General features: G+C 43.3%; 32 protein-coding genes, 1 tRNA gene and 3 pseudogenes. 9 read left to right on the forward strand and 27 right to left on the reverse strand.

Features of this window, described 5'->3' with window-relative positions; genetic code table 11:
- Window positions 1-317: 317 nt before the first annotated feature.
- From OIT45_RS00005 to OIT45_RS00025, 5 genes and pseudogenes are all read left to right on the forward strand, one after another.
- Window positions 318-578, forward strand: coding sequence for a transposase (locus OIT45_RS00005; protein WP_199404344.1), 261 nt, complete (start codon window positions 318-320; stop codon window positions 576-578).
- A 2-nt stretch (window positions 579-580) separates the two neighbouring features.
- On the forward strand, window positions 581-829 hold the full coding sequence (locus tag OIT45_RS00010) for a hypothetical protein (RefSeq protein ID WP_264339742.1): 249 nt from the start codon (window positions 581-583) through the stop codon (window positions 827-829).
- Window positions 808-1,089: a hypothetical protein gene (locus OIT45_RS00015; RefSeq protein WP_264339743.1), complete on the forward strand. Its 282-nt coding sequence runs from the start codon at window positions 808-810 to the stop codon at window positions 1,087-1,089. Before OIT45_RS00010 ends, OIT45_RS00015 begins: the two co-directional genes overlap by 22 nt.
- Entirely contained in the window at window positions 1,086-1,406 is a 321-nt protein-coding gene (locus OIT45_RS00020) for an integrase core domain-containing protein (protein ID WP_264330151.1), read from the forward strand. The genes OIT45_RS00015 and OIT45_RS00020 overlap by 4 nt, the downstream gene beginning before the upstream one ends.
- A 210-nt stretch (window positions 1,407-1,616) precedes the next feature.
- Window positions 1,617-2,027 (forward strand): annotated as a pseudogene (locus OIT45_RS00025) (ATP-binding cassette domain-containing protein); the annotation flags it as partial.
- A gap of 289 nt (window positions 2,028-2,316) precedes the next feature.
- Here OIT45_RS00025 and OIT45_RS00030 read toward each other — a convergent pair.
- The gene (locus tag OIT45_RS00030; protein WP_264329899.1) at window positions 2,317-3,144 is read right to left on the reverse strand and encodes an IS3 family transposase; all 828 of its coding nucleotides are present in this window, start codon (window positions 3,142-3,144) and stop codon (window positions 2,317-2,319) included.
- A 2-nt stretch (window positions 3,145-3,146) separates the two neighbouring features.
- Complete coding sequence (locus tag OIT45_RS00035; RefSeq protein WP_199404344.1) at window positions 3,147-3,407, reverse strand: transposase; 261 nt, start codon at window positions 3,405-3,407, stop codon at window positions 3,147-3,149.
- 277 nt (window positions 3,408-3,684) lie between these two features.
- Here OIT45_RS00035 and OIT45_RS00040 point away from each other — a divergent pair, with 277 nt between their 5' ends.
- Window positions 3,685-4,332 (forward strand): TetR/AcrR family transcriptional regulator, encoded by a 648-nt coding sequence (locus OIT45_RS00040; protein WP_199404935.1) that lies wholly within the window; start codon window positions 3,685-3,687, stop codon window positions 4,330-4,332.
- A gap of 40 nt (window positions 4,333-4,372) precedes the next feature.
- On the opposite strand, the gene OIT45_RS00045 is transcribed toward OIT45_RS00040, so the two are convergent.
- The 6 genes from OIT45_RS00045 to OIT45_RS00070 form a co-directional block, all read right to left on the reverse strand.
- Window positions 4,373-4,729, reverse strand: coding sequence for a PH domain-containing protein (locus OIT45_RS00045; RefSeq protein ID WP_199404934.1), 357 nt, complete (start codon window positions 4,727-4,729; stop codon window positions 4,373-4,375).
- 13 nt (window positions 4,730-4,742) lie between these two features.
- The gene (locus OIT45_RS00050; protein ID WP_264339744.1) at window positions 4,743-5,102 is read right to left on the reverse strand and encodes a TetR/AcrR family transcriptional regulator; all 360 of its coding nucleotides are present in this window, start codon (window positions 5,100-5,102) and stop codon (window positions 4,743-4,745) included.
- Window positions 5,103-5,228: 126 nt separating this feature from the next.
- A tRNA-Arg gene (locus tag OIT45_RS00055) sits at window positions 5,229-5,301 on the reverse strand.
- Window positions 5,302-5,408: 107 nt separating this feature from the next.
- A complete protein-coding gene (locus OIT45_RS00060; RefSeq protein WP_199404932.1) occupies window positions 5,409-6,059 on the reverse strand; it encodes a DNA alkylation repair protein in 651 nt (216 codons plus the stop codon).
- Between the two features lie 97 nt (window positions 6,060-6,156).
- A complete protein-coding gene (locus OIT45_RS00065; protein ID WP_199404931.1) occupies window positions 6,157-6,537 on the reverse strand; it encodes a hypothetical protein in 381 nt (126 codons plus the stop codon).
- 230 nt (window positions 6,538-6,767) lie between these two features.
- Entirely contained in the window at window positions 6,768-7,937 is a 1,170-nt protein-coding gene (locus OIT45_RS00070) for a DUF2075 domain-containing protein (protein WP_199404930.1), read from the reverse strand.
- A 166-nt stretch (window positions 7,938-8,103) separates the two neighbouring features.
- On the opposite strand from OIT45_RS00070, the gene OIT45_RS00075 reads away from it, so the two are divergent.
- Window positions 8,104-8,313: a hypothetical protein gene (locus OIT45_RS00075; protein WP_199404929.1), complete on the forward strand. Its 210-nt coding sequence runs from the start codon at window positions 8,104-8,106 to the stop codon at window positions 8,311-8,313.
- 468 nt (window positions 8,314-8,781) lie between these two features.
- Here the strand turns inward: OIT45_RS00075 and OIT45_RS00080 are convergent, their stop codons facing one another.
- The 6 genes and pseudogenes from OIT45_RS00080 to OIT45_RS00105 form a co-directional block, all read right to left on the reverse strand.
- The gene (locus OIT45_RS00080) at window positions 8,782-9,300 is read right to left on the reverse strand and encodes a GNAT family N-acetyltransferase (RefSeq protein WP_199404927.1); all 519 of its coding nucleotides are present in this window, start codon (window positions 9,298-9,300) and stop codon (window positions 8,782-8,784) included.
- A 9-nt stretch (window positions 9,301-9,309) separates the two neighbouring features.
- Complete coding sequence (locus OIT45_RS00085) at window positions 9,310-9,762, reverse strand: MarR family winged helix-turn-helix transcriptional regulator (RefSeq protein WP_199404926.1); 453 nt, start codon at window positions 9,760-9,762, stop codon at window positions 9,310-9,312.
- A 112-nt stretch (window positions 9,763-9,874) separates the two neighbouring features.
- Window positions 9,875-10,279, reverse strand: coding sequence for a cupin domain-containing protein (locus tag OIT45_RS00090; protein ID WP_199404925.1), 405 nt, complete (start codon window positions 10,277-10,279; stop codon window positions 9,875-9,877).
- Window positions 10,279-10,602, reverse strand: a complete 324-nt coding sequence (locus OIT45_RS00095; protein ID WP_199404924.1) for a carboxymuconolactone decarboxylase family protein — start codon at window positions 10,600-10,602, stop codon at window positions 10,279-10,281. The genes OIT45_RS00090 and OIT45_RS00095 overlap by 1 nt, the downstream gene beginning before the upstream one ends.
- Window positions 10,603-10,613: 11 nt before the next feature.
- Window positions 10,614-11,482 (reverse strand): annotated as a pseudogene (locus OIT45_RS00100) (aldo/keto reductase).
- A 15-nt stretch (window positions 11,483-11,497) separates the two neighbouring features.
- Window positions 11,498-11,878, reverse strand: a complete 381-nt coding sequence (locus tag OIT45_RS00105) for a DUF2255 family protein (RefSeq protein ID WP_199404936.1) — start codon at window positions 11,876-11,878, stop codon at window positions 11,498-11,500.
- Between the two features lie 99 nt (window positions 11,879-11,977).
- On the opposite strand from OIT45_RS00105, the gene OIT45_RS00110 reads away from it, so the two are divergent.
- Entirely contained in the window at window positions 11,978-12,850 is an 873-nt protein-coding gene (locus tag OIT45_RS00110) for a LysR family transcriptional regulator (RefSeq protein WP_264339745.1), read from the forward strand.
- 144 nt (window positions 12,851-12,994) lie between these two features.
- A complete protein-coding gene (locus OIT45_RS00115; RefSeq protein ID WP_199404922.1) occupies window positions 12,995-13,747 on the forward strand; it encodes a hypothetical protein in 753 nt (250 codons plus the stop codon).
- A gap of 41 nt (window positions 13,748-13,788) precedes the next feature.
- Here OIT45_RS00115 and OIT45_RS00120 read toward each other — a convergent pair whose 3' ends face one another.
- From OIT45_RS00120 to OIT45_RS00180, 13 genes and pseudogenes are all read right to left on the reverse strand, one after another.
- Window positions 13,789-14,649 carry an IS3 family transposase gene (locus OIT45_RS00120; RefSeq protein WP_264329911.1) on the reverse strand — a complete coding sequence of 287 codons (861 nt, stop codon included), beginning with the start codon at window positions 14,647-14,649 and terminating at the stop codon, window positions 13,789-13,791.
- Between the two features lie 8 nt (window positions 14,650-14,657).
- Window positions 14,658-15,143: a helix-turn-helix domain-containing protein gene (locus OIT45_RS00125; protein ID WP_087043610.1), complete on the reverse strand. Its 486-nt coding sequence runs from the start codon at window positions 15,141-15,143 to the stop codon at window positions 14,658-14,660.
- Window positions 15,144-15,216: 73 nt separating this feature from the next.
- Window positions 15,217-16,573: pseudogene (locus tag OIT45_RS00130) on the reverse strand (FAD-dependent oxidoreductase).
- A 112-nt stretch (window positions 16,574-16,685) separates the two neighbouring features.
- Window positions 16,686-17,240 (reverse strand): DMT family transporter, encoded by a 555-nt coding sequence (locus tag OIT45_RS00135; protein WP_264339746.1) that lies wholly within the window; start codon window positions 17,238-17,240, stop codon window positions 16,686-16,688.
- A 27-nt stretch (window positions 17,241-17,267) separates the two neighbouring features.
- Window positions 17,268-17,609, reverse strand: coding sequence for a DMT family transporter (locus OIT45_RS00140; RefSeq protein WP_264330324.1), 342 nt, complete (start codon window positions 17,607-17,609; stop codon window positions 17,268-17,270).
- A 206-nt stretch (window positions 17,610-17,815) separates the two neighbouring features.
- Window positions 17,816-18,820 (reverse strand): ATP-binding cassette domain-containing protein, encoded by a 1,005-nt coding sequence (locus tag OIT45_RS00145; protein ID WP_264330325.1) that lies wholly within the window; start codon window positions 18,818-18,820, stop codon window positions 17,816-17,818.
- A gap of 12 nt (window positions 18,821-18,832) precedes the next feature.
- Window positions 18,833-19,195: an ATP-binding cassette domain-containing protein gene (locus OIT45_RS00150; RefSeq protein WP_264330326.1), complete on the reverse strand. Its 363-nt coding sequence runs from the start codon at window positions 19,193-19,195 to the stop codon at window positions 18,833-18,835.
- 217 nt (window positions 19,196-19,412) lie between these two features.
- Window positions 19,413-19,757, reverse strand: coding sequence for an MmcQ/YjbR family DNA-binding protein (locus OIT45_RS00155; protein ID WP_199404700.1), 345 nt, complete (start codon window positions 19,755-19,757; stop codon window positions 19,413-19,415).
- Window positions 19,758-19,819: 62 nt separating this feature from the next.
- On the reverse strand, window positions 19,820-20,038 hold the full coding sequence (locus OIT45_RS00160) for a hypothetical protein (protein WP_264330327.1): 219 nt from the start codon (window positions 20,036-20,038) through the stop codon (window positions 19,820-19,822).
- Window positions 20,039-20,054: 16 nt separating this feature from the next.
- Window positions 20,055-20,465, reverse strand: a complete 411-nt coding sequence (locus tag OIT45_RS00165; protein ID WP_199404698.1) for a type II toxin-antitoxin system death-on-curing family toxin — start codon at window positions 20,463-20,465, stop codon at window positions 20,055-20,057.
- 140 nt (window positions 20,466-20,605) lie between these two features.
- Window positions 20,606-21,364 (reverse strand): SDR family oxidoreductase, encoded by a 759-nt coding sequence (locus OIT45_RS00170; RefSeq protein WP_264330328.1) that lies wholly within the window; start codon window positions 21,362-21,364, stop codon window positions 20,606-20,608.
- Window positions 21,365-21,523: 159 nt separating this feature from the next.
- On the reverse strand, window positions 21,524-22,570 hold the full coding sequence (locus tag OIT45_RS00175) for a zinc-binding dehydrogenase (protein ID WP_199404696.1): 1,047 nt from the start codon (window positions 22,568-22,570) through the stop codon (window positions 21,524-21,526).
- 155 nt (window positions 22,571-22,725) lie between these two features.
- Window positions 22,726-23,718 (reverse strand): VOC family protein, encoded by a 993-nt coding sequence (locus OIT45_RS00180; protein WP_199404695.1) that lies wholly within the window; start codon window positions 23,716-23,718, stop codon window positions 22,726-22,728.
- Between the last annotated feature and the right edge of the window lie 28 nt (window positions 23,719-23,746).

Consider the following 23,746-nt stretch of genomic DNA (forward strand, 5'->3'; position numbering starts at 1 on the left):
TAATTGCCACTCGATCCACCATCTTTTCAACTTCTGATAAATGTGTGAGCTCAACAATATTGTTTTTCCTGCTGCTTCAATGCCATCACTTCTTGCAAAATTTCGTTTCTGCAACTAAATTTAAGGCCCCATGTTGGCTCGTCAAAAATGTAAAACGGTACATCTGTAGCAAATGCAGCTATTAAGGCTACCTTTTGACAGATTCCGCTTCGAATAAGTGTGAGCTTTCTTTTGGGGTCCAATTGCTCTTATGATGAAAATTTACCCGGACTAGTTTTTCTAGTTTGGTAAAATATCATCATAGGAGTATTTTATTTATGGTTACACGTTATGAAGAGGACTTTAAAAAGTCCATCGTGGAGATGGTTAAAGCGGGCCGTCGGCCCGATGAATTATCCAAGGAATACGGTCCTTCAGCCGATTCAATTCGGAATTGGGTCAAAAAATATGCGCCTGTAGAAGTGAATGGCGAATCAATATCAGCTGATGAATTGAAGAAGTTGCGTAAGGAAAACGCAATTTTGAAAGAAGAGCTCGAAATTTTAAAACGTGCGGCGGTGTTGCTGGCAAAACATTAGTTTTGCGCGGTAGAAGTGTTGTTTTACCAATTATCCACAAAAATTTGGTACAGGGGCACCGCATCACACGCGTTCTGAGTGCTTTGAAAATTCCAATGTCCACTTACTCTGACTGGATCCATTGGGAGCCGAGCGCACAAGAAATACAACACAACAAATTGAGAATTGCCGTCGAATCAAATTATCAGCCAATAAAGGCATTTATGGTTATCGACGAATTGCTAAAACCATGCGCGACTTATTCAAACTAGCAATCAGCGACCGCTTTGTATGGCAATTGATGAGTGAAGCTGGCTTGAAATCGCGTATGCAAAAGCGATATAACAAGCCTACAACAGTCAATGACAAAGATCAGATGCCAAATCTCATTATCAATCTGGATGACCTAAGTGGCGTAATTACAACTGACATTACGTATATCCAGTTGACCGATAAGACATGGGTTTACATGGCTAGTGCATATGATCCGGAAGACCGTAAGGTGCTGTCGTATGAATCGCAGATACGATGACAGCTCAACTAGCAACCTCAGTAATCGTTAAGGCGCTAAGACGAGGTGAAAAACCACTGTATGTGCATAGCGATATGGGAAGCCAGTATACCAGCGAATTGTTTGAAAATACACTGGAGTCCATAGGTATTAGGCACTCTTACTCCCGTAAAGGGCACCCTTACGATAATGCCCGCATCGAAAGTTTTCACTCGTTACTCAAGAGGGAGCTGATCTACCAACAGGATTTCGAGAGTATCGCTGATGTGCAAGCCGCTGTTGGATGGTACGTCAACTGGTATAACAACAATCGTATATCACTCCGTGATGCCGCCTAGACCAATTTTAGATGACATAAACGCGATTATACAAACCGGCGTTTACAAGCACTGACTTTGTGAAGTCCAAAAATCACTGACAAGTGCTTATTTGCTATTCAGACAATTCAACAAAATCCAAACTAGACCACCGTAACTTAGCCTCCGGCAGGCACAGGGGCAAAAACCCCCATTAAAAATGACCCAAAATCTGTACGAAATCAGGTCATTTTGAAAAATCGTGGTACGAGCCCTACGGGCTCTAAAAAAGGTCCGGAGTCATCAGAGCCATTCGGCAAATTTCAAGCATTGCAAAATGTTTCCTTTGAAGTTCGCGAGGGTGAGGTATTTGGCTTTCTTGGACCAAACGGGGCTGGTAAGTCAACCACGATTCGTACAATTTTGGGATTGCTACACAAGGATGGTGGCGAAATCAAATTACTTGGTGAGGACGCAACGAAGAATGTTGTGAACGTTCACAAGCAACTAGCGTACGTACCGGGTGATGTGTTTTTATGGCCGAACTTAACCGGTGGTGAAATTATTGATTTGCTTTTGAAGCTGGGTGGCCACCAACGCACGGACAAAGTTGACGCACTAATCAAAAAGTTTGAATTGGCTCTGATGTCAAGACTCCGGACCTCTTTTTAGAGCCCGCTAGGGCTCGTACCACGAAAATTTTTCAAAATGACCTGATTTCGTACAGATTTTGGGTCATTTTTTAATGGGGTCCAGGGGTTTTGCCCCTGTGCCTGCCGGAGGCTATGGAGTTACGGTGGTCTAGTTTGGATTTTGTTGAATTTCACAAGTCTGAGGGTATAGCAAATAAGCACTGGTCAGAGTGATTTTTGGACTTCACAAAGTCAGTGCTTGTAAACGCCGGTGTATAGGCAAATTTGTATAATCGCGTTTATATCATCTAGAAATTGGTCTAGGCGGCATCACGGAGTGATATACGATTGTTGTTATACCAGTTGACGTACCATCCAACAGCGGCTTGCACATCAGCGATACTCTCGAAATCCTGTTGGTAGATCAGCTCCCTCTTGAGTAACGAGTGAAAACTTTCGATGCGGGCATTATCGTAAGGGTGCCCTTTACGGGAGTAAGAGTGCCTAATACCTATGGACTCCAGTGTATTTTCAAACAATTCGCTGGTATACTGGCTTCCCATATCGCTATGCACATACAGTGGTTTTTCACCTCGTCTTAGCGCCTTAACGATTACTGAGGTTGCTAGTTGAGCTGTCATCGTATCTGCAATTCGATACGACAGCACCTTACGGTCTTCCGGATCATATGCACTAGCCATGTAAACCCATGTCTTATCGGTCAACTGGATATACGTAATGTCAGTTGTAATTACGCCACTTAGGTCATCCAGATTGATAATGAGATTTGGCATCTGATCTTTGTCATTGACTGTTGTAGGCTTGTTATATCGCTTTTGCATACGCGATTTCAAGCCAGCTTCACTCATCAATTGCCATACAAAGCGGTCGCTGATTGCTAGTTTGAATAAGTCGCGCATGGTTTTAGCAATTCGTCGATAACCATAAATGCCTTTATTGGCTGTGTAAATTGATTCGACGGCAATTCTCAATTTGTTGTGTTGTATTTCTTGTGCGCTCGGCTCCCAATGGATCCAGTCAGAGTAAGTGGACATTGGAATTTTCAAAGCACTCAGAACGCGTGTGATGCGGTGCCCCTGTACCAAATTTTTGTGGATAATTGGTAAAACAACACTTCTACCGCGCAAAACTAATGTTTTGCCAGCAACACCGCCGCACGTTTTAAAATTTCGAGCTCTTCTTTCAAAATTGCGTTTTCCTTACGCAACTTCTTCAATTCATCAGCTGATATTGATTCGCCATTCACTTCTACAGGCGCATATTTTTTGACCCAATTCCGAATTGAATCGGCTGAAGGACCGTATTCCTTGGATAATTCATCGGGCCGACGGCCCGCTTTAACCATCTCCACGATGGACTTTTTAAAGTCCTCTTCATAACGTGTAACCATAAATAAAAATACTCCTATGATGATATTTTACCAAACTAGAAAAACTAGTCCGGAATCTCATCATAAGAGCAAATCGCTTCTGTAAATCCTTAACTACTAATACTTCGTCTCTCATAATATCGCCCTTTCAATTAACACGATTATTATGGTCCAAGTGTGGTATGCTTTACAACGAAAAGCAAACATTATTCATGATTTGTTTTAGTTTTAGGCCAAGATAACTAAACACACAACTTCTTATTCCTGAAAAAAGCCGTTATAGCGAGGAGCTTAACCGATGATATCTAAACGCGAACAAAACAAAGAAAAACGACGTGCCACCATTCTTGACAACGCCATCCACTTATTTGATCAACAAGGTTATGACGCAACAACCACCCGTCAGGTCATTCAGGCTGCCAATATGCCATCGGCGACTTTTTACCAATATTTTGCCGATAAGCACGCCGTCTTTAAAACCATTGCAATCAATGCCATCGATACTACCGTTTCCAAGTATGAAGCACAATTGGCGGATAAAGAGAACTTCACTGCACAAGATTTGGCTACGCTAATCAACCAAAAATTAGAACAAGGCCCCTTCTCTCCCCGTTTGATTGCTGACTTTACTAACGAATTTTCTGGTCAACATGGTGATTTTGATGTCTACAATTACTATCAAGAGCGGGTTAGAACATATTGGCGTCACTTGATCACGCGTCTGCGTCATTTGCACCTGATTAGTCCCACCTTGTCAGACGAAGCATTGATGTTGTATTTCCAAATGTGGATTTCTTTCTTCGGATCCAAAGAAAATATGAAACATTTCAATATGAATTTAATGCCAGATTTAATGCCCCAATTTTCTGAAATTTTTCTGTTCGGTATGCTTGATCCCGAGCAAAAAACGAGGGAGAATATGCTCACTGATATCCGTCATAACTAATAAAGCGACCTCATTTTCGAGGTCGCTTTATTAGTTTAGCCTACATCACACGTTGGTTAATCTGGTTCACAACATCCGCGCCATTATCAACGCTCAGAACTAAACGCACGTATTCTTCATCGTGCAGTTGAATGACAATGACGTCATCCTCACCAACTTCCGCATTATAAAATGTCTTTTCGCCATGCAGGATGAACGTACCGGCGTACTTTCCCGGAATCGATAACCCAGGCCAGCGAATCCCCTTGTAATCCGCTAAAACATCTTTATCCAAGGTTGCACCAGCTACGTGATCATAAGGAATGACCAACTCACTCTTAAAACTCCACATCTTATCAATGCCATTAACAGTAACCGTTAATGATTGTTCCCCAAAAGTAATTGAATTAATTGCCATAACACCCTCCCATTTAATTTGTCTTCGCCAAAATTACCGAACCAATTTTTAGTGCCAATTCATTTTTATCCGCGGTTGCTAAATATTTTTTGAAAAAGTCTTTCACAACCGGATTATTTGGCGCCACCTCTAACAATCCCACAATAACAAAGTCTAATTGTTCATCCGTCAATTTGGTGATAGGTGGCAACTGCTCTAACCCTGCAACAAAAATGCCTAACTTACTACCATATGCCGCATATAAACTGCCACGTAGTAAACCTGATACCGTCACTAATTCAGAAACCGACGCGCCTTCGTATCCGTGACCTGTGAAGACCGGCATTAATTTAACGGCCATCGCAGCCTTGTCAAAATTCCGTTGCCTTGTCATGAAATCTCCTTTCAAAACGTTTAATTGACCAATCGTTCAACAATATTATAAATGATATTTGAACGATTGGTCAATTATCAGACTAAAAAAACGTCACATCATGTTACACGATGTGACGTTTCATTATGGGCCTAGCAGGACTCGAACCTGCAATACCCGGTTCGTAGCCGGGGTGTTTATCCAATTAGCATATAAGCCCAATATTTAATTCGTTGCCTCAACAACATAATTAAATATACGCCCTTTGTTTTTGTTTGTAAAGTCTAAAACCTCAAAAAAGTAATTATTTTTTTGCAGGTCATTATCCTACACATATTTGCTACCTTCACGAATTGATAATGGCGCCATTTCGCTTTCATTGGTTGCAATAAACTCACGCACCCAATCAGGATTTGTTTTACTATACTGACGTAATGCCCAGCCGATTGCTTTGTTAATGAAAAACTCAGACGAACCAAAATTAGCAGTTAGGATTTCCGTCATTAACGCTGTATCCGTTTGATCCTTCAGAAACAATTGATGAAGAATCGCCAAACGACGCACCCAAAAGTCATCATGTCGACTCCAAGCCAACATCGTTGCTTTTGTTTCAGGATACGTGCCAACAATATGGCCAACTTCGTGCGCCATGTTATCAACTGTATCCCACCATGACTTACGCATCGCCAATGCTTGGAAACGCGCTAAATCAGCAGGAACCAACAAATCCATCTGTGCTTTCAACATATCCAAGGCCACATATTGGTATTCACGGGCATCTTGTTCCCAAGCATCCTCTACAAAATCCCAGTCAATCACGCCAATTTGCTTGGCAGCCTTGATAAACGGTTTGGTTAACTCTCGGCGAACTGGTGTTTTAATTCCTAAAAACTGAAACTGATTGCGTTGATACGCAGCCATCCCCACTGCCGTTTCCGGATCTGCATGCGCCTTAAGTAGATCAAATACATCTTGCATAGCGCACCTCCCTCGTATTATTAAGCACAAGTATAACAAAATAAAACACCCAACCTCGTATCCAAACAAAGTTAGGTGTTAAAAGTCATATTTTAAATTAAGCAGCTGCGTTTTCAATAACAGCCAAAACGTTCGCACGGTAGTCTGACGACTCATCATTCAAACGGCACATTTCGTAGTAGGCATCCTTGTAGTCAAAACCATCACGACGCGTTGCAGCGTAAACCATCAACAAGTTGCAAGCATCTTCAGTTGAATCAAGATCACGTAGCGTCTCACCGGCTTCGATAGTACGGATATCTGACATGTAGTCTTCGTAATCAAACGTATACCATGTTTGCATTTGCTCCAAAACTGGGGCAGCCCAACCTTCTTCACGAACAACAGATGAAACCGTTTGGCCAGCGCGCAACTTGCGTAGCACATTGTTGAAGTGGTTGTTTACATTAATAATATTCGTCGTCATCACAGCAGTCATGTCGTTTACCTCTAAATCATTTTTATCAATGCATTAACTATAGCACTAATTTGTGAAAAAAGGAACAAATAAACGCCGGAAACGCCGTTGTATACGCTTACATGGCTATTTCAATTTGTGAAAACGTTATCATTATCGCGGATTTGATAGTTTTCCAGCAACGCACTAGTTAATCTTTATAGCACAGACAAAAACGCGCTTAGCCGACTAGCTAAACGCGTTAATTAGATTTACTTATTTTCTTCTTGCAATTCAAGCAAACGTGCACGCAAGGCGTCATCGTATGCCGTCAAGTACAAGCCATACTTACCACGCTTAATCAAGACATTCAAAACGTTGGCAATAAAGGCCTTGTATTCTTTTTCTGTGAACTTACGGTCTTGACGCTTCTTGAAAATTTCCTTGTGAGAATACTTTTCAGGAATAATCGTCACGCTATCCGTCTTAGGATCGTAACCAAATGAAGGACCGATAATCATCCCCAAATAGTTCAAATCGAATCCTTGCAACGTATAAATCGTTCCAACTTGCGTAATTGAACCCTCACGCTTGGCCCAGTGCGTACGTTGTGGATCCCACTCGTCCCAAGGCAAGTTAAACGTATCCATTTCAACGTTGTGGCGTCCATCAATACGTGGGAATCCTGACGTTGCAACAACACGACTTTGACCGAATTCCTTGTTCTTCGCCTTAATGGCTTCGTACAAATCACCCGCCTTGTCAAAGACCTTGAATTCAAAATCAGAATTGTTTGGGAATGGGTGCAATGGCTTTTCAGCCGTCAAATCATCCATCCAGTCCACTTGTTCTTGGCTGGCCACCATACGGTATTGGAAGTCCATGTCGAATTGGTGATATGGGTGCTTGCCAATCGTCTTAAATAGCAAGTCCTTATCCCAGTACATCTTTGATTGGAACACTTGGGCGAAGTCGTAAACCACGACCACAACCTTAGCCAAATCCATCAAGTCCTGCAATTGGTTTTCACCATTGTAGTGCATGTATGGCTCTGGCTTTGACAATAGCAAGTGCGCTTCGTCAACGAAAATAACATCGTACTTCCAGTTACGCTTTTGCGCGTTGTTAATCAATGGCGTCGGACGCGTAATGTCCTTATCGCGCATACCTGGAATATCAACGGCCAAATCCTTGTAGGCCTTGAATAGCTCAGGGTGGTTAACAACCAATGCAGTCTTGTAACGCTTATCAGTCATATACTTGGTAACCAAGTTCATCAAAACAACTGACTTACCAGTACCGGCAGCACCTTGGATAATGGCCACACGGTGATCATTTTGCTTCAAACCATCCCCAATGTAGGCGTTCATGTTAGAAATAACGGCTTCTTGTTGCGCTGATAGATTATCAACGAAAAATTGTTCTTGTAAAATCTTATTCATAATGCTTTCAATTATACAACGTGCACGCCCATTAAGCCACGAAGCTTCCTGACAAAAAATACATATACATTTGTGCCATTTCTAGCACTTTGCCCCTGTCATGACTGACAACCTGCCCAACGTCATGTATCCTAACAGCAATAAATCAGTTCAGGAGGAACCAATCATGCTATCCATTCAAACAATTTTGACATACGGAGTCATCATTCTAGCCATAATTCTTGTGATTTCAGGTATCGTTGGCATCGTGAACTACATCCGTAAGAACGCTGGGCATGTCACATTTGCCGGCGTGATGAAGAGTTTCTTCAAAGGCATTGGCTGGCCATTCATTTGGATGATTGAATTCGTCGGCTTGGCAATTACATTCTTATAAGCGCAACTCATTAACAACAGATTCCCCAGTGAACAACGCCACTAGGGAATCTGTTTTTTTCATTCCACTCCGAATTACCACCATGTCCAGACATAATCGTTCTGGACGGTCTCGATCACCTTCCACAAATAGTGGTTACCAAAATACCAGGCCTCGATGTACGCAGCGAGTGTTATTAAAGCAATCCAGATTGTGTCCTTGCCACCATTCCGTGCACGCTTTCTAAAATATCTAGCATTAAACCAGATGGTCACAAGTAATGGTCCGAACACCAATGCAACTAGTAACAAAACTAGCAACAGCATTATCGGCATCAATATTAAGTCATTAGTAGCTTTGACATCCCATATTGGATTAATCAAATGCAACCAAACATAGAAAACAAATAACATGTAGGCAGGCATAATGAACGCTGTCACGACGTCCAGTATGATAAGTTGTACTGTTTTACTCTTCATCCAGTTATGCTCACAAGTTCTTAGCCATCAAGATATCAGTCTGACGATCTGTGCCCATGTAGAAATCATGGGACTCACCAGTCTTTGAGAAGCCCATCTTCTCGTAAAAAGCAATCGCATTTGGGTTGTACTCCCAAACGCCAAGCCAAATACGGTCCTTGTGCAACTCATGGGCAACCTTTTCAGCCTCAGTAATAAAGACGCGCCCCAATCCGCGGCGTTGGAAACTCTTACGAACATAGATACGTTCAACTTCGAGCGCTGTCTCACCCATGTCTTCAGATTGGGCATCCCCAATATTCAACTTCAAATAGCCTGCAATTTCATCATCAACCATCACGAAATAGAATAATGACTCGGCATTTTCTAATTCTTTTGCAAGCACTGATTCTTGATAGGCATCAGCCAAATAATCACGCAAATTTTCAGGCGTGTTTTGAGCGCCAAATGTATCTGTAAACGTTTCGATTGAAATCTCGCGCAGCTCATTCACATCAGCTACAGTTAATCGCTTAAGTGTCGTCGTCATATTTCTCTCCTAATACTCTCGTTGGTGGCCTTTCTTGACCGCATTCCAGTCACTTGCAACATTCTCACGCATTCGGTGTAACAGGTCATTAAGTGTTTGCACTTCATCCGCTGTGAATCCTTGCAACGCGACCATTTCTGAATAATCATTCTCACGTTTTATAACGTCATACAGTTCACGACCTTTATCCGTCACTTCCAAATGTTTAATCTTCAAATTTTCTGCACTGTCCCGCTTCACAATCATGCCGTCCGCTAGTAGCTTCTTAACGGCACGCGCAACGGTTGTACGATCAACCATAATCATCTCAGACAATTCTTCTTGAATAATACCTGGATTCTCTGCGATACGGGCTAAGTACAGATACTGACCCTTGGTCAAATCAAAGGCTTTGAATTCAACATTACTAATTGAATCCAAAGCTCGGGCAATCATGCCAATTTCTCTCAAATTACTCGTCATATTGTTATCCTCAACGAATATCTTAACCCCTTTTTGTTGCATTTGCAACAAAAAACATTCTAAATAAAAAGCAATCAACCTACGCTGCCATAGATTAATTGCTTCACAGTTATTACAGTGCATCGTAAAGCTCGTCTGACACTGGCTCTAACCATTCTGGCGTACCAGCGGTAATCGCGATGTGCTCAAACCAACTATCCTTCTTGGCCCCGTGCCAGTGCTTCACGCCATCTTTGGTCACAATCGTATCACCAGCTTGCAATGATTGCGCTGGTTGCCCTTCTTCTTGGTACCAACCTTCACCAGCTGTGACAAGTAAAATTTGATAACCATCATGGTGAATGTGCCAGTTATTACGTGAACCTGGCTCAAATGATACTGAGCCAACCCCGATTTTGTCATCAGGTGACGTTACCAAATTCGTTAGATACGTATCGCCAACGAAGAATTCACCGTATGGATTCAAAACACCAGCCGGAAAAATCGTTCCTTGCTTAATCTCTTCGTACTTTGCCATTACTTTTCTCCGAATACTTCTTTTGCAACGTTGAATGCTGACCACGCCTTTGGCCAACCAACATAGAATGCCAATTGCGTAATAATTTCAGCCACTTCATCAGCAGTCAAGCCGTTATCCTTGGCCTTTGCCATGTGAAATGGTAATTGTTCAAAAGCGCCAGTTGAAATCAATGCCGTAATGGTCGTTAATGAACGATCACGGGCTGACAATTCAGCTTCACGTGACCAGACTTGACCAAACAATACATCGTCATTAAGCTCCGCAAACTTTGGTGCAAATTCACCAAGCGCGTCATGTCCTGCCGTTACTTTTTCCGTCATGATAATCACCCCTAATCCAAAGTGCCACCGTAAACTGGGAACCCACTAAATTCACCATAATCATTAAACGTTACTTTGTTTAGCATGGCCATATCGTCATCAGAAATCGTGAAGTCCACTGTTGCATTAGCCGTCATGTGTGCTTCAGACGTTGCTTTTGGCAATGGCAATGTGTTCAGTTGCAATAAGTAGCGAATACCCAATTGTGCGACGGAAACGCCGTACTTATTCGCCATTTGTTGCAGGTTATCATTCTTCAACATCTCACCGTGACCGAATGGTGAGTAGGCTTCAATTTGAATGTCATGCTTTTGGGCATACTTGAACACACTAAATGGTACGTTACCAATGTGCGCCAAAACTTGATTAACCGCCGGCTTCACATCACTGTTATCCAGGATATTCTGCAAGTCAATTTCATCGAAGTTCGACACACCGATAGCACGAATCTTACCAGCAGCTTGAGCTTCAGATAGCGCACGCCAGGCTGCCAAATTTCCTTCAAAGAAACGCTCATCATTTTGGAATTCAACCCAAGGCTTTGGTGAGTGAATAATCATCATATCAATGTAATCGAATTCAAATCGGTTAGTGAACGATCGATTGCGGCAACCGCCTCTTCGTAGTTCTTAAATTCAGCTTGCAACTTAGTTGTTACAAAAATGTCTTCACGTGGCACACTGGCGTTGCGAACACCACGACCTACACCGATTTCATTGCCGTACGCTTCGGCAGTATCAATGTGACGGTAACCAACTTTAATCGCTGTCTCGACTGCCTTGGCTGCATCATCATTATCTTCAATCATCCAAGTTCCAAAACCAATCTTTGGAATCTTGACGCCATTGTTCAAAGTATAGGTTTCATCAAAAATCGGCATACTAATTTCCTCCGTTTATTTAAGAATCACGCGCACCGTTGCATTTCGTGGACCGTCAGCAATCATTGGTGGCATGTATTGGCTACCGGCATATTTCTTGCGGTACGCTGCATCAATTTCATCTTGTAACGCTTCATGACCAGCGACCGGCACGAGTTCAAATGCAACCGTGTATTCATTACCGGCAATCATAATCTTGCCAGCGCCCTGATTTTTAGCGGCGTTATACCAACGTGACTGTTGACCATTCCAAGCCCGCACGTAAAGGTCACCATCAACCACGACGGACCAAATCCACGTTAATGTGCCCGGCGTTGTGCCATCTGCGCGATAAGGTGCGATATGAAAGTCATCAGCCCGCGCAAACGTTTCTTGTTGTGTTGTTGTTAATGTCATCATTTACACCTCCACTACTTTATGACTCCAGTATATTGCGCTATAATCACCATTACCAATGCTTTGTATTTATGAAAAACTATAACGAAAGGTAATGTTATGGAACTGCGTGTTTTACGATATTTTCTAGAGGTTGCCCATACTGGCACACTCACTGCAGCGGCTGCTAAACTCAACGTCACCCAGCCCGCCCTGTCACGACAATTAAAATTACTGGAAACTGAATTAGGCGTTACACTCCTCAACCGTGACCATAAACCAGTTACCCTAACTCCCGAAGGCATCTATCTGGCTAAACAAGCTGAGGGTTTAATTGCGATTGCTGACAAGACCGTCACCAATCTACAATCAAAAGACGCGATTGCCGGTGTCATCACGATTGGTGCAGCGGAAACTAAGATGTTTAACCACGCAATTAGAGCGATTTCAGCCATGCAACAAGCATATCCGAATGTGACTTTCACGGTCATTTCTGGTTCAACAACTGACCTTCTTGATCGACTTAACCAAGGTGAGCTGGATTTTCTTTTCGCACTGGATTTCACCCAGAAAGCATCGTATGACTATCTCGACTTTCCAGACGAAGATGTCCGTGGTGTATTCATTAATAAACATCATCCCTTGGCCGATGAATCAGCAATTACCGCCGATCAGCTCAAGGAATACCCGCTGGCAATTTCACGTCAATCATCTTTCAACAATTCGCTAGTGGAAGAACTAGGCCTCAATGCATCTGATTTGAACATTCGCCTCAAGTACAACTTAATCGGCAATGCCGGTATGTATCCAATGATTGATAATCACATTATGCTCGTCGGTATCGAGGGGGTTATCAACATTCCTGAACTACTCTTCAAACCTTTTTCACCACAAAACGTTTCAGTTGGCTCAATGATTTGGACTCACACCCAGTTCTTGTCACCATTACACGAAGAATTTATTCATTTTCTAGAAGATGAATTAGAGAATTAATCAAGCGAGCTCTAGTAGCTCGTTTTTTTATTTAAAAAGATGCATTGCTCAAGCGAACTGCCGTCTGTCTTATACAGGAAAACGCGAAGCTCAAAATGTTTTGACAAAATTCACCGTCGTATACTGCAGGTGGAGGTTATTATCATGCAAGATGTCAGGCACTCAACTGTTACAAAAATTGAGCTTAAAAAGGCTGTCCTCCTCAGTGAACAAATTGCGCAATTAAAAGAACAAACGGAACAAGTTTTTGGGGAACACGGTCAGCTATTGCATATTTTTATGCAAAAAACGCATGGTCTAACCCCCGAACAATTCCGGGAACAATTTTCTAAAATACCCACCAGTACTGGATCTGGTAACGTGAATTGGTTCGACGTGTTGGACGAAAGCAACGCTTCCCTGACCGAAATTGCTTTCATAGAAGAATTTTGGTACCGCCTTTTTCTCGGGATTGCTTGTGTGTATCATAACCACAATTGGATTAACTACGATAAATTCAACTATGATGAAGCTTATCGTTATCGTGTGTACCTGGTTGTCAAAGAAATGGTCTGCTCGACATATTTTGAATATTCTGAACCTGATCCATTCACGCTAAAACTATTGATGTTTAGTGGGTTGGCTATTACGCTGACTCTGACTTTGGCACACCTGATTCATTTTGAGCCAGTTGGGGAGGTCTCAAATTGGACGTTTTATCTAGCCAGCTTTAGGATTGGGATTTTCTTGATTATTTTGGCAATAACATGGTGGGTGACTAACCAGATTCGCTTAACGTCAACCACACGCTTAGACCATCAACTTTATGCATGGTTGGGTGTACCACCATCAAACATCACCATTCCACTCCACCGTGCCAGTAAGAAAAAACTGGTGGTGACTAATATTACGGCGTAAAAAAAAGAGCGTGAACTGAACCCCAAAAATTGGAGTGAAGTTTAAGCGGCTAACTGGTCGGAAAGATTTCGGTATTGAACCGGAGTTCTTCCGGCCAGTTTTGTTTTTATCCGCTTATTGTTGTAGTAATAGACATAGTTAGTTATGGCGGACTTTAATTCGTCATAACTTTGATAGTGGTTGTTATGTACCGTTCCTACCTTCAAGATGTGGAAGATACTCTCAGCCATTGCGTTATCTAGGCATGTCGCTTTGCGACTCATGCTTTGGAACACACGGTTAGTCTTTAGCCGTGATACATACTCATAATTTTGATATTGGAAACCTTGGTCAGAGTGAATTGTCATTCGATAATTCAATTCTGGCCTATTTTGTAGAAGCTCATCTAATGGCTTTGTGACGAACTCGACAGTTGGATGAATATCGATATTCCAAGTGAGAATCTCACCACTATAAACATCAATATAGGCGGTGAAATAAGCACGTTCAGCCATCGTGCCTGATCCCCAACGGACTTCAGTGACGTCGGTGAGAACCTTCTGATATGGTCGATCCGTTGTGAACCGACGGTTTACACGATTCGGTGAGATATGTCCGACAGTGCCGGCGTAAGAATTGTACTTCCGTGTCAGACGGTTGAAAGCAGTACAGAGAAGCCCGTTCATCTTCATAATTTTCAGCACAACCTTATGGTTGGTGTTGAAGCCACGATTACGAAGCTCTTGTGTGACACGACGGTAACCGTAGTCCGGGTTGTCATCACGAATTGATATAATCTCATCAATTAACTCACGTGGATACTCCTTGTACGCACGCTTGCACGCGTCATGATAACTACTGCTAGACATCTCGGCTACTTGAAGAAGCAGCTTCAACTTGCACTTCAACTCTTGCCTTAGCACAGTGATTACTACCGCTTTGTCTTGGTTTGTAATTTCTTCTTTTCCTGAGCTAAGGCCTCGAGTTTTTCCAAGTAGGCTACCTTAATTCGAAGTAGTTCATTCTCTTCTTCGAGCTTCTTGATCTTGTCGTGTTCTTGCTTATTCATAGTTCGTTTCCGCCTTCGTTTATCAGGTTTTAGCCGACCAGACTCCAACGCACGTTCCCACTGCCAAATCAACGAAGGGCTAGTCACCCTGAACTTTCTCGCTGCTACAGGATAAGACGCGTGATGTGTAAGTCGCCAATTAATTACCTTGATTTTAAAGGAATACGGATAACTTGTCTGCTTTCTATGGGAATCTTTAATTCCATATACTCCGTCACGTTTTATGGAGTCCACCCAGATTCCAAGCGTTGATGATCCCTTAATTCCGAATTTCTTGCGTATTTCAACAGTCGGTACACCTTTGAGGTACAGAGAAACTGCTTCTATTTGAATTTCTTTTGAAAACATACAAAAACCCCATGAGTTAGATTTGCTCCAACTCATGGGGTTCAGTTCAGCGACTAAATCGCTCTTTTTTCGTCTACTTCAATAATTCAGCTTCTAACACTTGTACAGCCGCTTGAACGGCATCCCAAGGTGCACCGACAACTGGCGAATACGTCAAATCTAAGTCACTAAACGCTTCAACCGTCATGTCGTTATAAATTGCAGTTGCAAAGACATCCGCTCGTTTCGCCACTTCGCTACCGTACTTTCCCACCAATTGGGCACCTAAAATTTTGTGTGACCCCTTGTCTGCAGTCACACGAATCGTGATTTTTTCAGCACCTGGGAAATAACCCTTGTGATCATCTACGACCGCAGTTGTCGTGATTGGCATAAAGCCAGCTGCAGTTGCCTCATTTGGCAATAAACCTGTGCGAGCCACAATCATGTCAAACGCACGCAAGACCTGTGAGCCGATGATTCCTGCAAAATGCGACTCACGACCCACAATATTAGCACCGGCAATACGACCTTGTTTATGCGCTGTCGTACCCAGTGGCAAATACGTCTCACCTAATAGGCGGTGCTTGGTCTGAACCAAGTCACCTGCTGCATACACGTCAGGGAGAATTCGTACGCATCTGGTCATCAACCACCACCGCATTTTGATTGGTAACAGTCGCACCCGCATTGACCAACAGCTCACTGTTTGGTCGGACGCCCACAACAACCAGGACAAAATCGAATGCGTCATCCGTCGTTGACCCAATTAGTTGGTACCCGGCTTCCGTTGCTTGAATTTCAGTAATCGTTTCATCAGTTAATACCGTGACAACATTATTAGTCAATGCATCATGTACAGAAGCAGCCAAATCGGGTTCAACCGTCGATAACACTTCAGACCCACGTTGTACCAGCGTCACCGCAACATCACGTCGCGTCAACGCCTCTGCCATCTCTATACCCACGTACCCCGCACCAACAATTGCTGCACGCTTTGGTTGATGTTGCACCAATTGCGCTTCAATATCAAAGAAGTCACCCATTGTATGCAACACATGAATACCTGCGCCTTCACCGGCAATTGGCAATTCTTTTGGCACAGCCCCGGTTCCAACCATCAACTTGTCGTACGTAAACGTCAATTGGTCGTCACCGCGCATCGCAGTAACGGTGTAATTCTCTGCATCAATGGCCGTTGCCCACGTGTTCATGTAAAAATCGATGTCATACGCCTTCAAATCATCAACCGTTCGATGCGCTAAATTCTGCCACTGGGTCACTTCTTTACTGACCGCATATGGAATGCCACAAATTGACAAGTTTGGGAATTCATCCGCCAAAATCATCGTGATTTTAATCGTGGTATTCAGTTCACGGGCGCGTAGTGCAGCTGAAATACCAGCATCACTCCCACCAATGATCAACATCTCTGTCTGTACGTTGGTCATTTAATCGTCCTCTTATTTTCTAATAGTGGGTTAATTATACGTGGGCGAATGAAAACGTGTCAAACACAAAAAGCCAGCAGATGATTAATCACCTACTGGCCAAACGATATTTCTAAACTAATTGAATCAGTGCAACCCCGACAACCATGATAATGATTCCGAGAATTTGCATATAATTAACGCGCTTCTTAACTGATTGATACCAGCCGAATTGTTGCACGATGATGGTTCCGATTAACATACCCATTAAACCAAGGATGGCACCCATTCCAGGTCCAAGTACTGGCACGACGATTCCAATGAAGAACACAAATAGTGAGCCAGGAATACCACCTAGGAAGGCCCACCATGGCGCTGCCTTCATGCCTTCACGATTAAAGAATGGTCGTTCTTTTACGGCAACCAAAATCGTTAGCAAAATCAACGCACCAACGAATGACACAAAGGCACCATCAACTGGCGCACCCAACAAGTGACCCAAATGTCCGGTAATAGCTTGTTGGAATGACGCGAACATTCCCGTCAAAATTCCCCAAACATGCCAGAAAACCGACCCGCTTGGTGCTGAGCCGTTCTTGTTTTCCAAACGTGCACTCAATACGACGGCAACCAACACACCAATCATAACCAAGATAACGCCGATGACCTTCACAGCTGTCAACGCCACCGTTTCTGCACCGACCCAACCAAGGGTTTAAATCATCATTGACATCACAACTTGTCCCAGTGTTGGTAGAACAACTGTCTTAACCGCACCAACATTCTTAAAAAGCAAAATGTTTGACGTTTGGTAAAGCATTGAGAAGATTCCCGCTGAGTAGACCCACCATGGTTGGTTTGTCTTCGTTAGCGCGATGATGTCGCCCAAGAAATGTGGGTTTTGAATAAATGCGATCAATCCCAAGAAAATCACACCTAGTGAAAAACTCAAGAATGCGGCGCGGAATGGCGACTTCAAAGCACCACCCAAACGCGCGTTAATTGGGCTTTGGTTTGAAACCGCAAAGCCACCTAATAATCCCAAAATGTAAAACATAATAACTCCATTCGTACAGACTCAAAATTCAGTAATCATTGTTGAATTTAACGAGTGCTGACGATGTTTACTTGATAAAGTCCACAGCATCAACACTATGCTGTGCACCCACCTGGTTGTTCAGAACGCATGTTAGAACCCTCCACTTATTTTTAGCAAGTAACATTATGCACGCTTTTATGAGATTTGAAAAGGTTATATCGGTTTTAGTCTTGCAGCACCAAACGTCCATCCACAATCTGCCAAACGTCAGTCGCAACATCAGCCACAAACTGTTCATCGTGCGAAACGAACAGTACAGCTTGTTTGGTCTCTTGCAGATACGCCGTTAAGGCTTCTAAGGCTGGAATGTCCAAATAATTGGTCGGTTCATCTAGCACCAACAACTCACTCGTCTGTAGCAATGCTTTTACCAGAGCAACACGGACGCGCTCACCACCGCTCATTTGGCCAACCATTTCATTGACCCGCATTAAGCGAATCCCCATCGCACCCAAGAAATTACGGGCTACCTGTTCAGACTCGGTACTGGTCATCATGACATTTTGTAACGCCGTTTTCGTCGTATCTAGCTGACTTAAGTCTTGGTTGGCCACGCTCACTCGCAGATTATCAGCATGTGTTACGCCGGGTGCTCCTGACAACAAGTGCTGAATGAGTGTTGATTTACCCGATCCATTCGGTCCAACAATTGCGATGCGGTGTCCGGTTTCAATTTTGAACGTCACGTTCTCAATCAACAGATTATCTCCTTGCATAACCTGCAAATTCAAAGCGGTTAAAACCGGCTTACCCGATCGAACATTAAGCGGATTTTGCAACGTTAGTTTAGTGGCATCAACCGGCTTCTCAACCTTGCCAAGACGTTCAATGCGACTATTCAACGCTTTCTTTTGTTGTGAAAACCCTTTTTCAACCCCATTTAACCCCGATTTCATCGCCTCAATTTCAGCGTGGCTGTGCTTGTGGGGGTTAATTTTCTTTGCTCGAGCCGACTTTTCGCCGGCTACTTGCGCTCGCTGGGCTAATCGTTTCTTTTCGCTTGTAACTTGCTTATAGTCTTGCATCTGAGCTTTTCGTTTTGAGGCAGTGGCAGCTAAGTAGTCATCATAACTACTATTGAATGCCGTAACCGCACCGTTTTCAAATGACCAAACGACGGTCGCCACCTCACGCAAAAAGGCACGATTGTGAGATACAACAATCGCCAATCCTTTAAACCGTTAAATCGTCTTTACCAACCACTTGTGATGATCAACATCCAAGTGTGAAGTTGGCTCGTCTAAAATCAAGATGTCAGGACGCTCCGAAATGGCTTGACGAATCAGCCGTTGCGTCATTTCACCACCAGATTCACCCACGATATCATTGATTTGTGGCACTGTCGCCACATACCCCGGTAGATTAATCTGACCAGTATAATCCGTATCAATACCCTGCAGCATGTTGAGCAACGTCGTCTTACCAGCACCGTTTTCACCAACAATCGCAACAACGCCTGTGGTCGGAATGGTCAGATGATCAATCTCAAACAGCGTTTCACCATCGATAGTCTTTACAACATTTTGAATTTGTCCTTCTAACATAAAAGCCTCCAATCTCACCACAATGAGACTGGAGGCACTCTAAAAAGCATGTTCATCAAACACGCTAAAGTCCACACTAAAACCAATCTCATTGATAACTCACTATCATTATGAAATCAGCTTAATTGCGCAATGGACCTTACCCCGTGTTCTTTTAGTAAGTGTAGTATGACAGAAGCGTTTGTCTTGGTCAAGCTTAAGCGCTTAACTGTGACCATCACTTGGTAAGCGCATCACTCTCGGCCAGCATCCCCAAGATTTCCTGCTCCGTTAAATCAGTATCATTAACGTTAATCGTTACCCAATGTTGCTTATTCATATGATAGCCACGGTCTACACCACGTGTTTTAATCATTTCGTCCACGTGATCAGGTGTCAGCTTCAACGATAAATACAAAACATCCTCGCGTTCAAAGATCATTGCCGTGATTTTGTCGCTGCCGTTATGCTTCATAACGGTCCAAATAATATTTTCATGTGATGTGGACTTATTGAATGGATAAGTTTCGTGAGTTGCCGAGTTTTCGTATACAAGGTCAATCAATTTTTGCTTATCATACATGTCAGTCACTCTCCAAATGGGTTTTGTTTTACCTTATCAAACCTTGCAACTTTTCACTAACGTTATTTTTCAAACATAATTTCATCGCCAACTTCAACCTTAACACCCAAAATTAGCACATTATGAACAGGGGCTAAATCATAGGCCGGTATATCGTATATATGAACAATTTTGCCGTTTAAACGAACAGAGTTACCAATCTTCGTGTCCATTGGTAAATCTTCATCTAACGCAACGAGCGTCATGTCTCTAATCGAAAGCGCATCAATAACTTTTGCCATATCCAGCTCCGTACCCTTACTTGATTTCGGTGAAGTGGTTCGATAACCACTCAGCAATCGACTTCATCGTATCTTCGGAATTATCTCGTTGCACCATCTCAAAAATAAACTTCCGAGCAACTTCGTTATAATCCTCACCCACCGGTTGATACCCATTTTCCTGCAAGAAGCTCAAAACCACAAGTCCCGCAGTTCGCTTGCTGCCATCAACAAACACTGGCGTCTTAATAATTTGTTGCATCATGTAGGCAGCTTTCAACCAAATGGCCGGATAAACTTCTTGTCCAAATACAACCTGCTTCGGCTGTTCAATCACAACTTCAAAGGCCCGCGGTGATTGAATACCAGCATTGCCACCAAACTCAAGCACTGCTTGTTCATTCAAAGAAAGCAATTCTTCACGGTTCAAATATTGCGTTTCCGTCATATGATTCATCTCCATATTACCTATTCTATAAACGCATTATAACCGCGACCATTTCCTTTGTTGCAACATAAGTCAATCCAATACTCGCCTAACCTCCCAAAATAAAAAGCACCCAACATCACTGTTAGGCGCCAGTAAATTTAGACTTCTTGAGCCGTCGGACGAATAATCATATCCGTAATTGACACGTGCTTTGGTTGATTTACAACATACGCCACTGCATTGGCAATATCTTCTGGATCCAACACATTCATACGCATCTCTTCTTGTGAGACATGCTTAAACATTTCATCCATCGCTGCTTGCATTTCAGGATTATCCAAAGTGCTCATCAACTCAGTTCCCACTGAACCTGGTGAAACAATCGTTGAACGGATACCATGCAAGCGCTCTTCTTGACGAAGGCCTTCCATGATAGCACGAACAGCATACTTCGTTCCGTTGTAAACAGCTAATTCAGGATAAACAACGTGGCCAGCAACAGAGTCGGTTGTGATAATCAACCCATCATTTTGTTCTTGCATAATTGGCAATGCAGCTGCAATACCATGCAAAACACCCATAATGTTAATGTTGATTTCCTTTTCCCAGTTTTCAAACTTTGCGTCTGCCAACTTTTCACGTGGCATGATACCAGCATTGTTGTACAAAACATCCAAACGGCCAAACTTTTCTACGGCTAGGTCAATCAAAGCCTTAACTTGATCCTTATCCGTCACATCAGTTGCTTGATAAATAACGTTATCGCCACCAATTTCGGATGCAATTTCCGCCAAACGTTCCTCGCGTCGCGCCCCCAAAACCAACTTGGCTCCCTTTGAAGCAAGTAGCTTAGCGGTTGCAGCACCGATACCAGATGACGCACCTGCAATAACAACAACTTTATTTTCAATCGTCATTTTGTCACTCCTTTTTATCATATTTCACAATAAACAGTCTAAAAGACAATCCTTACATAAGGTAAACATCATCCGTACCGCAATAATAACATGTGCGGCCAGACCATTACCAATACCTTTGTTTTATGGTGAACTATAACGAAAAGTTATTATATGACTTTAGTCAGCCACCACCAACATTGACTTAATACTCTTACGATTTTGCATATCCTGGTAAGCCTGGTTAACATCATCTAACGCGTACGTATTGGTAAAGACACGTCCTGGATTGATATTGCCGTCCAACACCTCTTTTAGTAGGAATTCCTTATCATATGTCGTAACAGATGCTGAACCACCAGCAAATGCAATATTTTGGAAGAATGTATCCCCTAGTTGGTACTTGTGGTAGTGTGGTACACCAACTGCACCAATACGACCACCATTATGGAGAACGCCAAAGGCTTGTTCGACAGCCGCTTCAGTTCCAACACATTCAAGAACAGCATCTGCACCGCCACCAAGCACTTCGCGGACCTTAGCAATTCCTTCTTCACCACGCTCAGCCACAACCGCCGTTGCACCTGATTGTAATGCCATTTGTTGACGATCTTCATGTCGACTCATCATCACAATTTGTGAGGCCCCGCGCATCTTGGCAGCGATAACCGCACATTGTCCGACTGCACCATCGCCAATAACAACCACTTTGTCACCTGGCTTAACATTAGCAGACCGTGCAGCGTGATAACCGGTTGGCATCACATCAGCTAAAGTCAGCAGCGACTTAATCATTCCTTCAGAGTAATCCGATGGTTGACCCGGAACCTTGATCAGCGCCCAATTAGCATAGTGGAAGCGAATGTACTCAGATTGGAAGCCGTTTGACCAATTTGTTGGCGCCACGTGACGATCACACGTGCCATCAAAACCAGCACGACAAGCATCGCATTCACCACAACCGTGTGTGAAAGGCACAATCACAAAATCGCCCGGTTGCACCGTTGTAATCTCAGATCCAACTTCCTCTACAATCCCAATCGCTTCGTGACCATCGTTCACTGAATGTTCTGGCTTTTCATCCCCATTAGCATACGCCCAAAGGTCAGAGCCACAGACACAAGCACGAACCACCTTGATAATGACATCATCATTGTTTTCAATCGCTGGCTTGTCAACTGTCTGTACCGACATTTGCCCTGGCTTTTCAAAAATTGCCGTTTTCATAAAGAGCCCCCCTAGACTTTTATTTTTACGGACACACTATACCATACTACGACGCTTTGTGAATGACGTATTTATCAATTTACCGTGAATTTTCAAAAATTAACAATAAAAAAAGACCACACCCGAAAGTGTGATCTCTTCATTAGTTAACACTATTAATCGTTACGTGTGCTGCCCTTTTCGTCGTGGATAGCACGGATCTTACCGTCGTTCTCCAAGTGACCAGTTCCCGTGTAAGGCTTTACTTCGTCAAAGAAAACACCCTTCTTTGCGTAGTGGTCAAGCAATTCTTGACGTGATGCCTCGAAACGTGGTGGCAAAGCGAACGTCGTACCCAAATCGAACAATGATTCGTCCAACGTGAATCCTGGGTTCGTCGTAGCCAACTCAACACGGTTTCCACCAGGCTCGATGAAGTATGCTGAACGGAAGTATCCACGGTCGATAAAGACTTCACGCTTGTAACCCAAAGCCTTTGCGCGCTCCCAGAAGTACTTCAAGTCTTCTTCTGACTCAACACCCAAAGCGTAGTGGTCAGTTGAACCCTTTCCAAAGCGTGACTCAGGTGCATCTTCAGCAGTTTGAACCAATTCGATAGCTTCAACGCCTTCCAAGTCAATGATGTTCCCCTTAACTGGGATTTCCAACAAATCTTCGAAGAAGCGGCCAGTTGCAGCAACATCTGGCACGTGCAATTCAGCACCGATAACACCAGTGATTTGGAATTCTGCAGGGACATCTGACATGTAGTTGATGTGCCAGTCGAAGTTCTTGCCTTCAGTTTCTTGCATACGGATTGGCAAGTCTTCGTAATCGGCCGTGCGGATACGTCCCATTGCGTCAACTTCAGCCTTCAAACCCTTTTCTGCAAAACGGTCCAACCAGTATTGCGTTGATCCCTCAGGAATTGAGTAGTGGATGCCTGAGAAGAACATCTTACCGTCAGTGCGGTCGCGCAAATCGTCAATTGGGAAGAACGTAATAACCGTTCCTGGTGTTCCCATAAAGTCACCGTAGTAAACGTGACGGTTCTTTGGGTTGGCTTGGTTAACTGAGTTCTTGATAAAACGCATTCCCAATACGCCAACGTAGTAATCTGCATTCAACTTGGCATCGCCAGTCAACAATGAAATGTGGTGAGTCTTCATAACTAACAACCCTCTTTTGTCTGTTTCA

Source organism: Weissella sp. LMG 11983, from assembly GCF_025908495.1.
Taxonomy (GTDB): Bacteria; Bacillota; Bacilli; order Lactobacillales; family Lactobacillaceae; genus Weissella; species Weissella fermenti.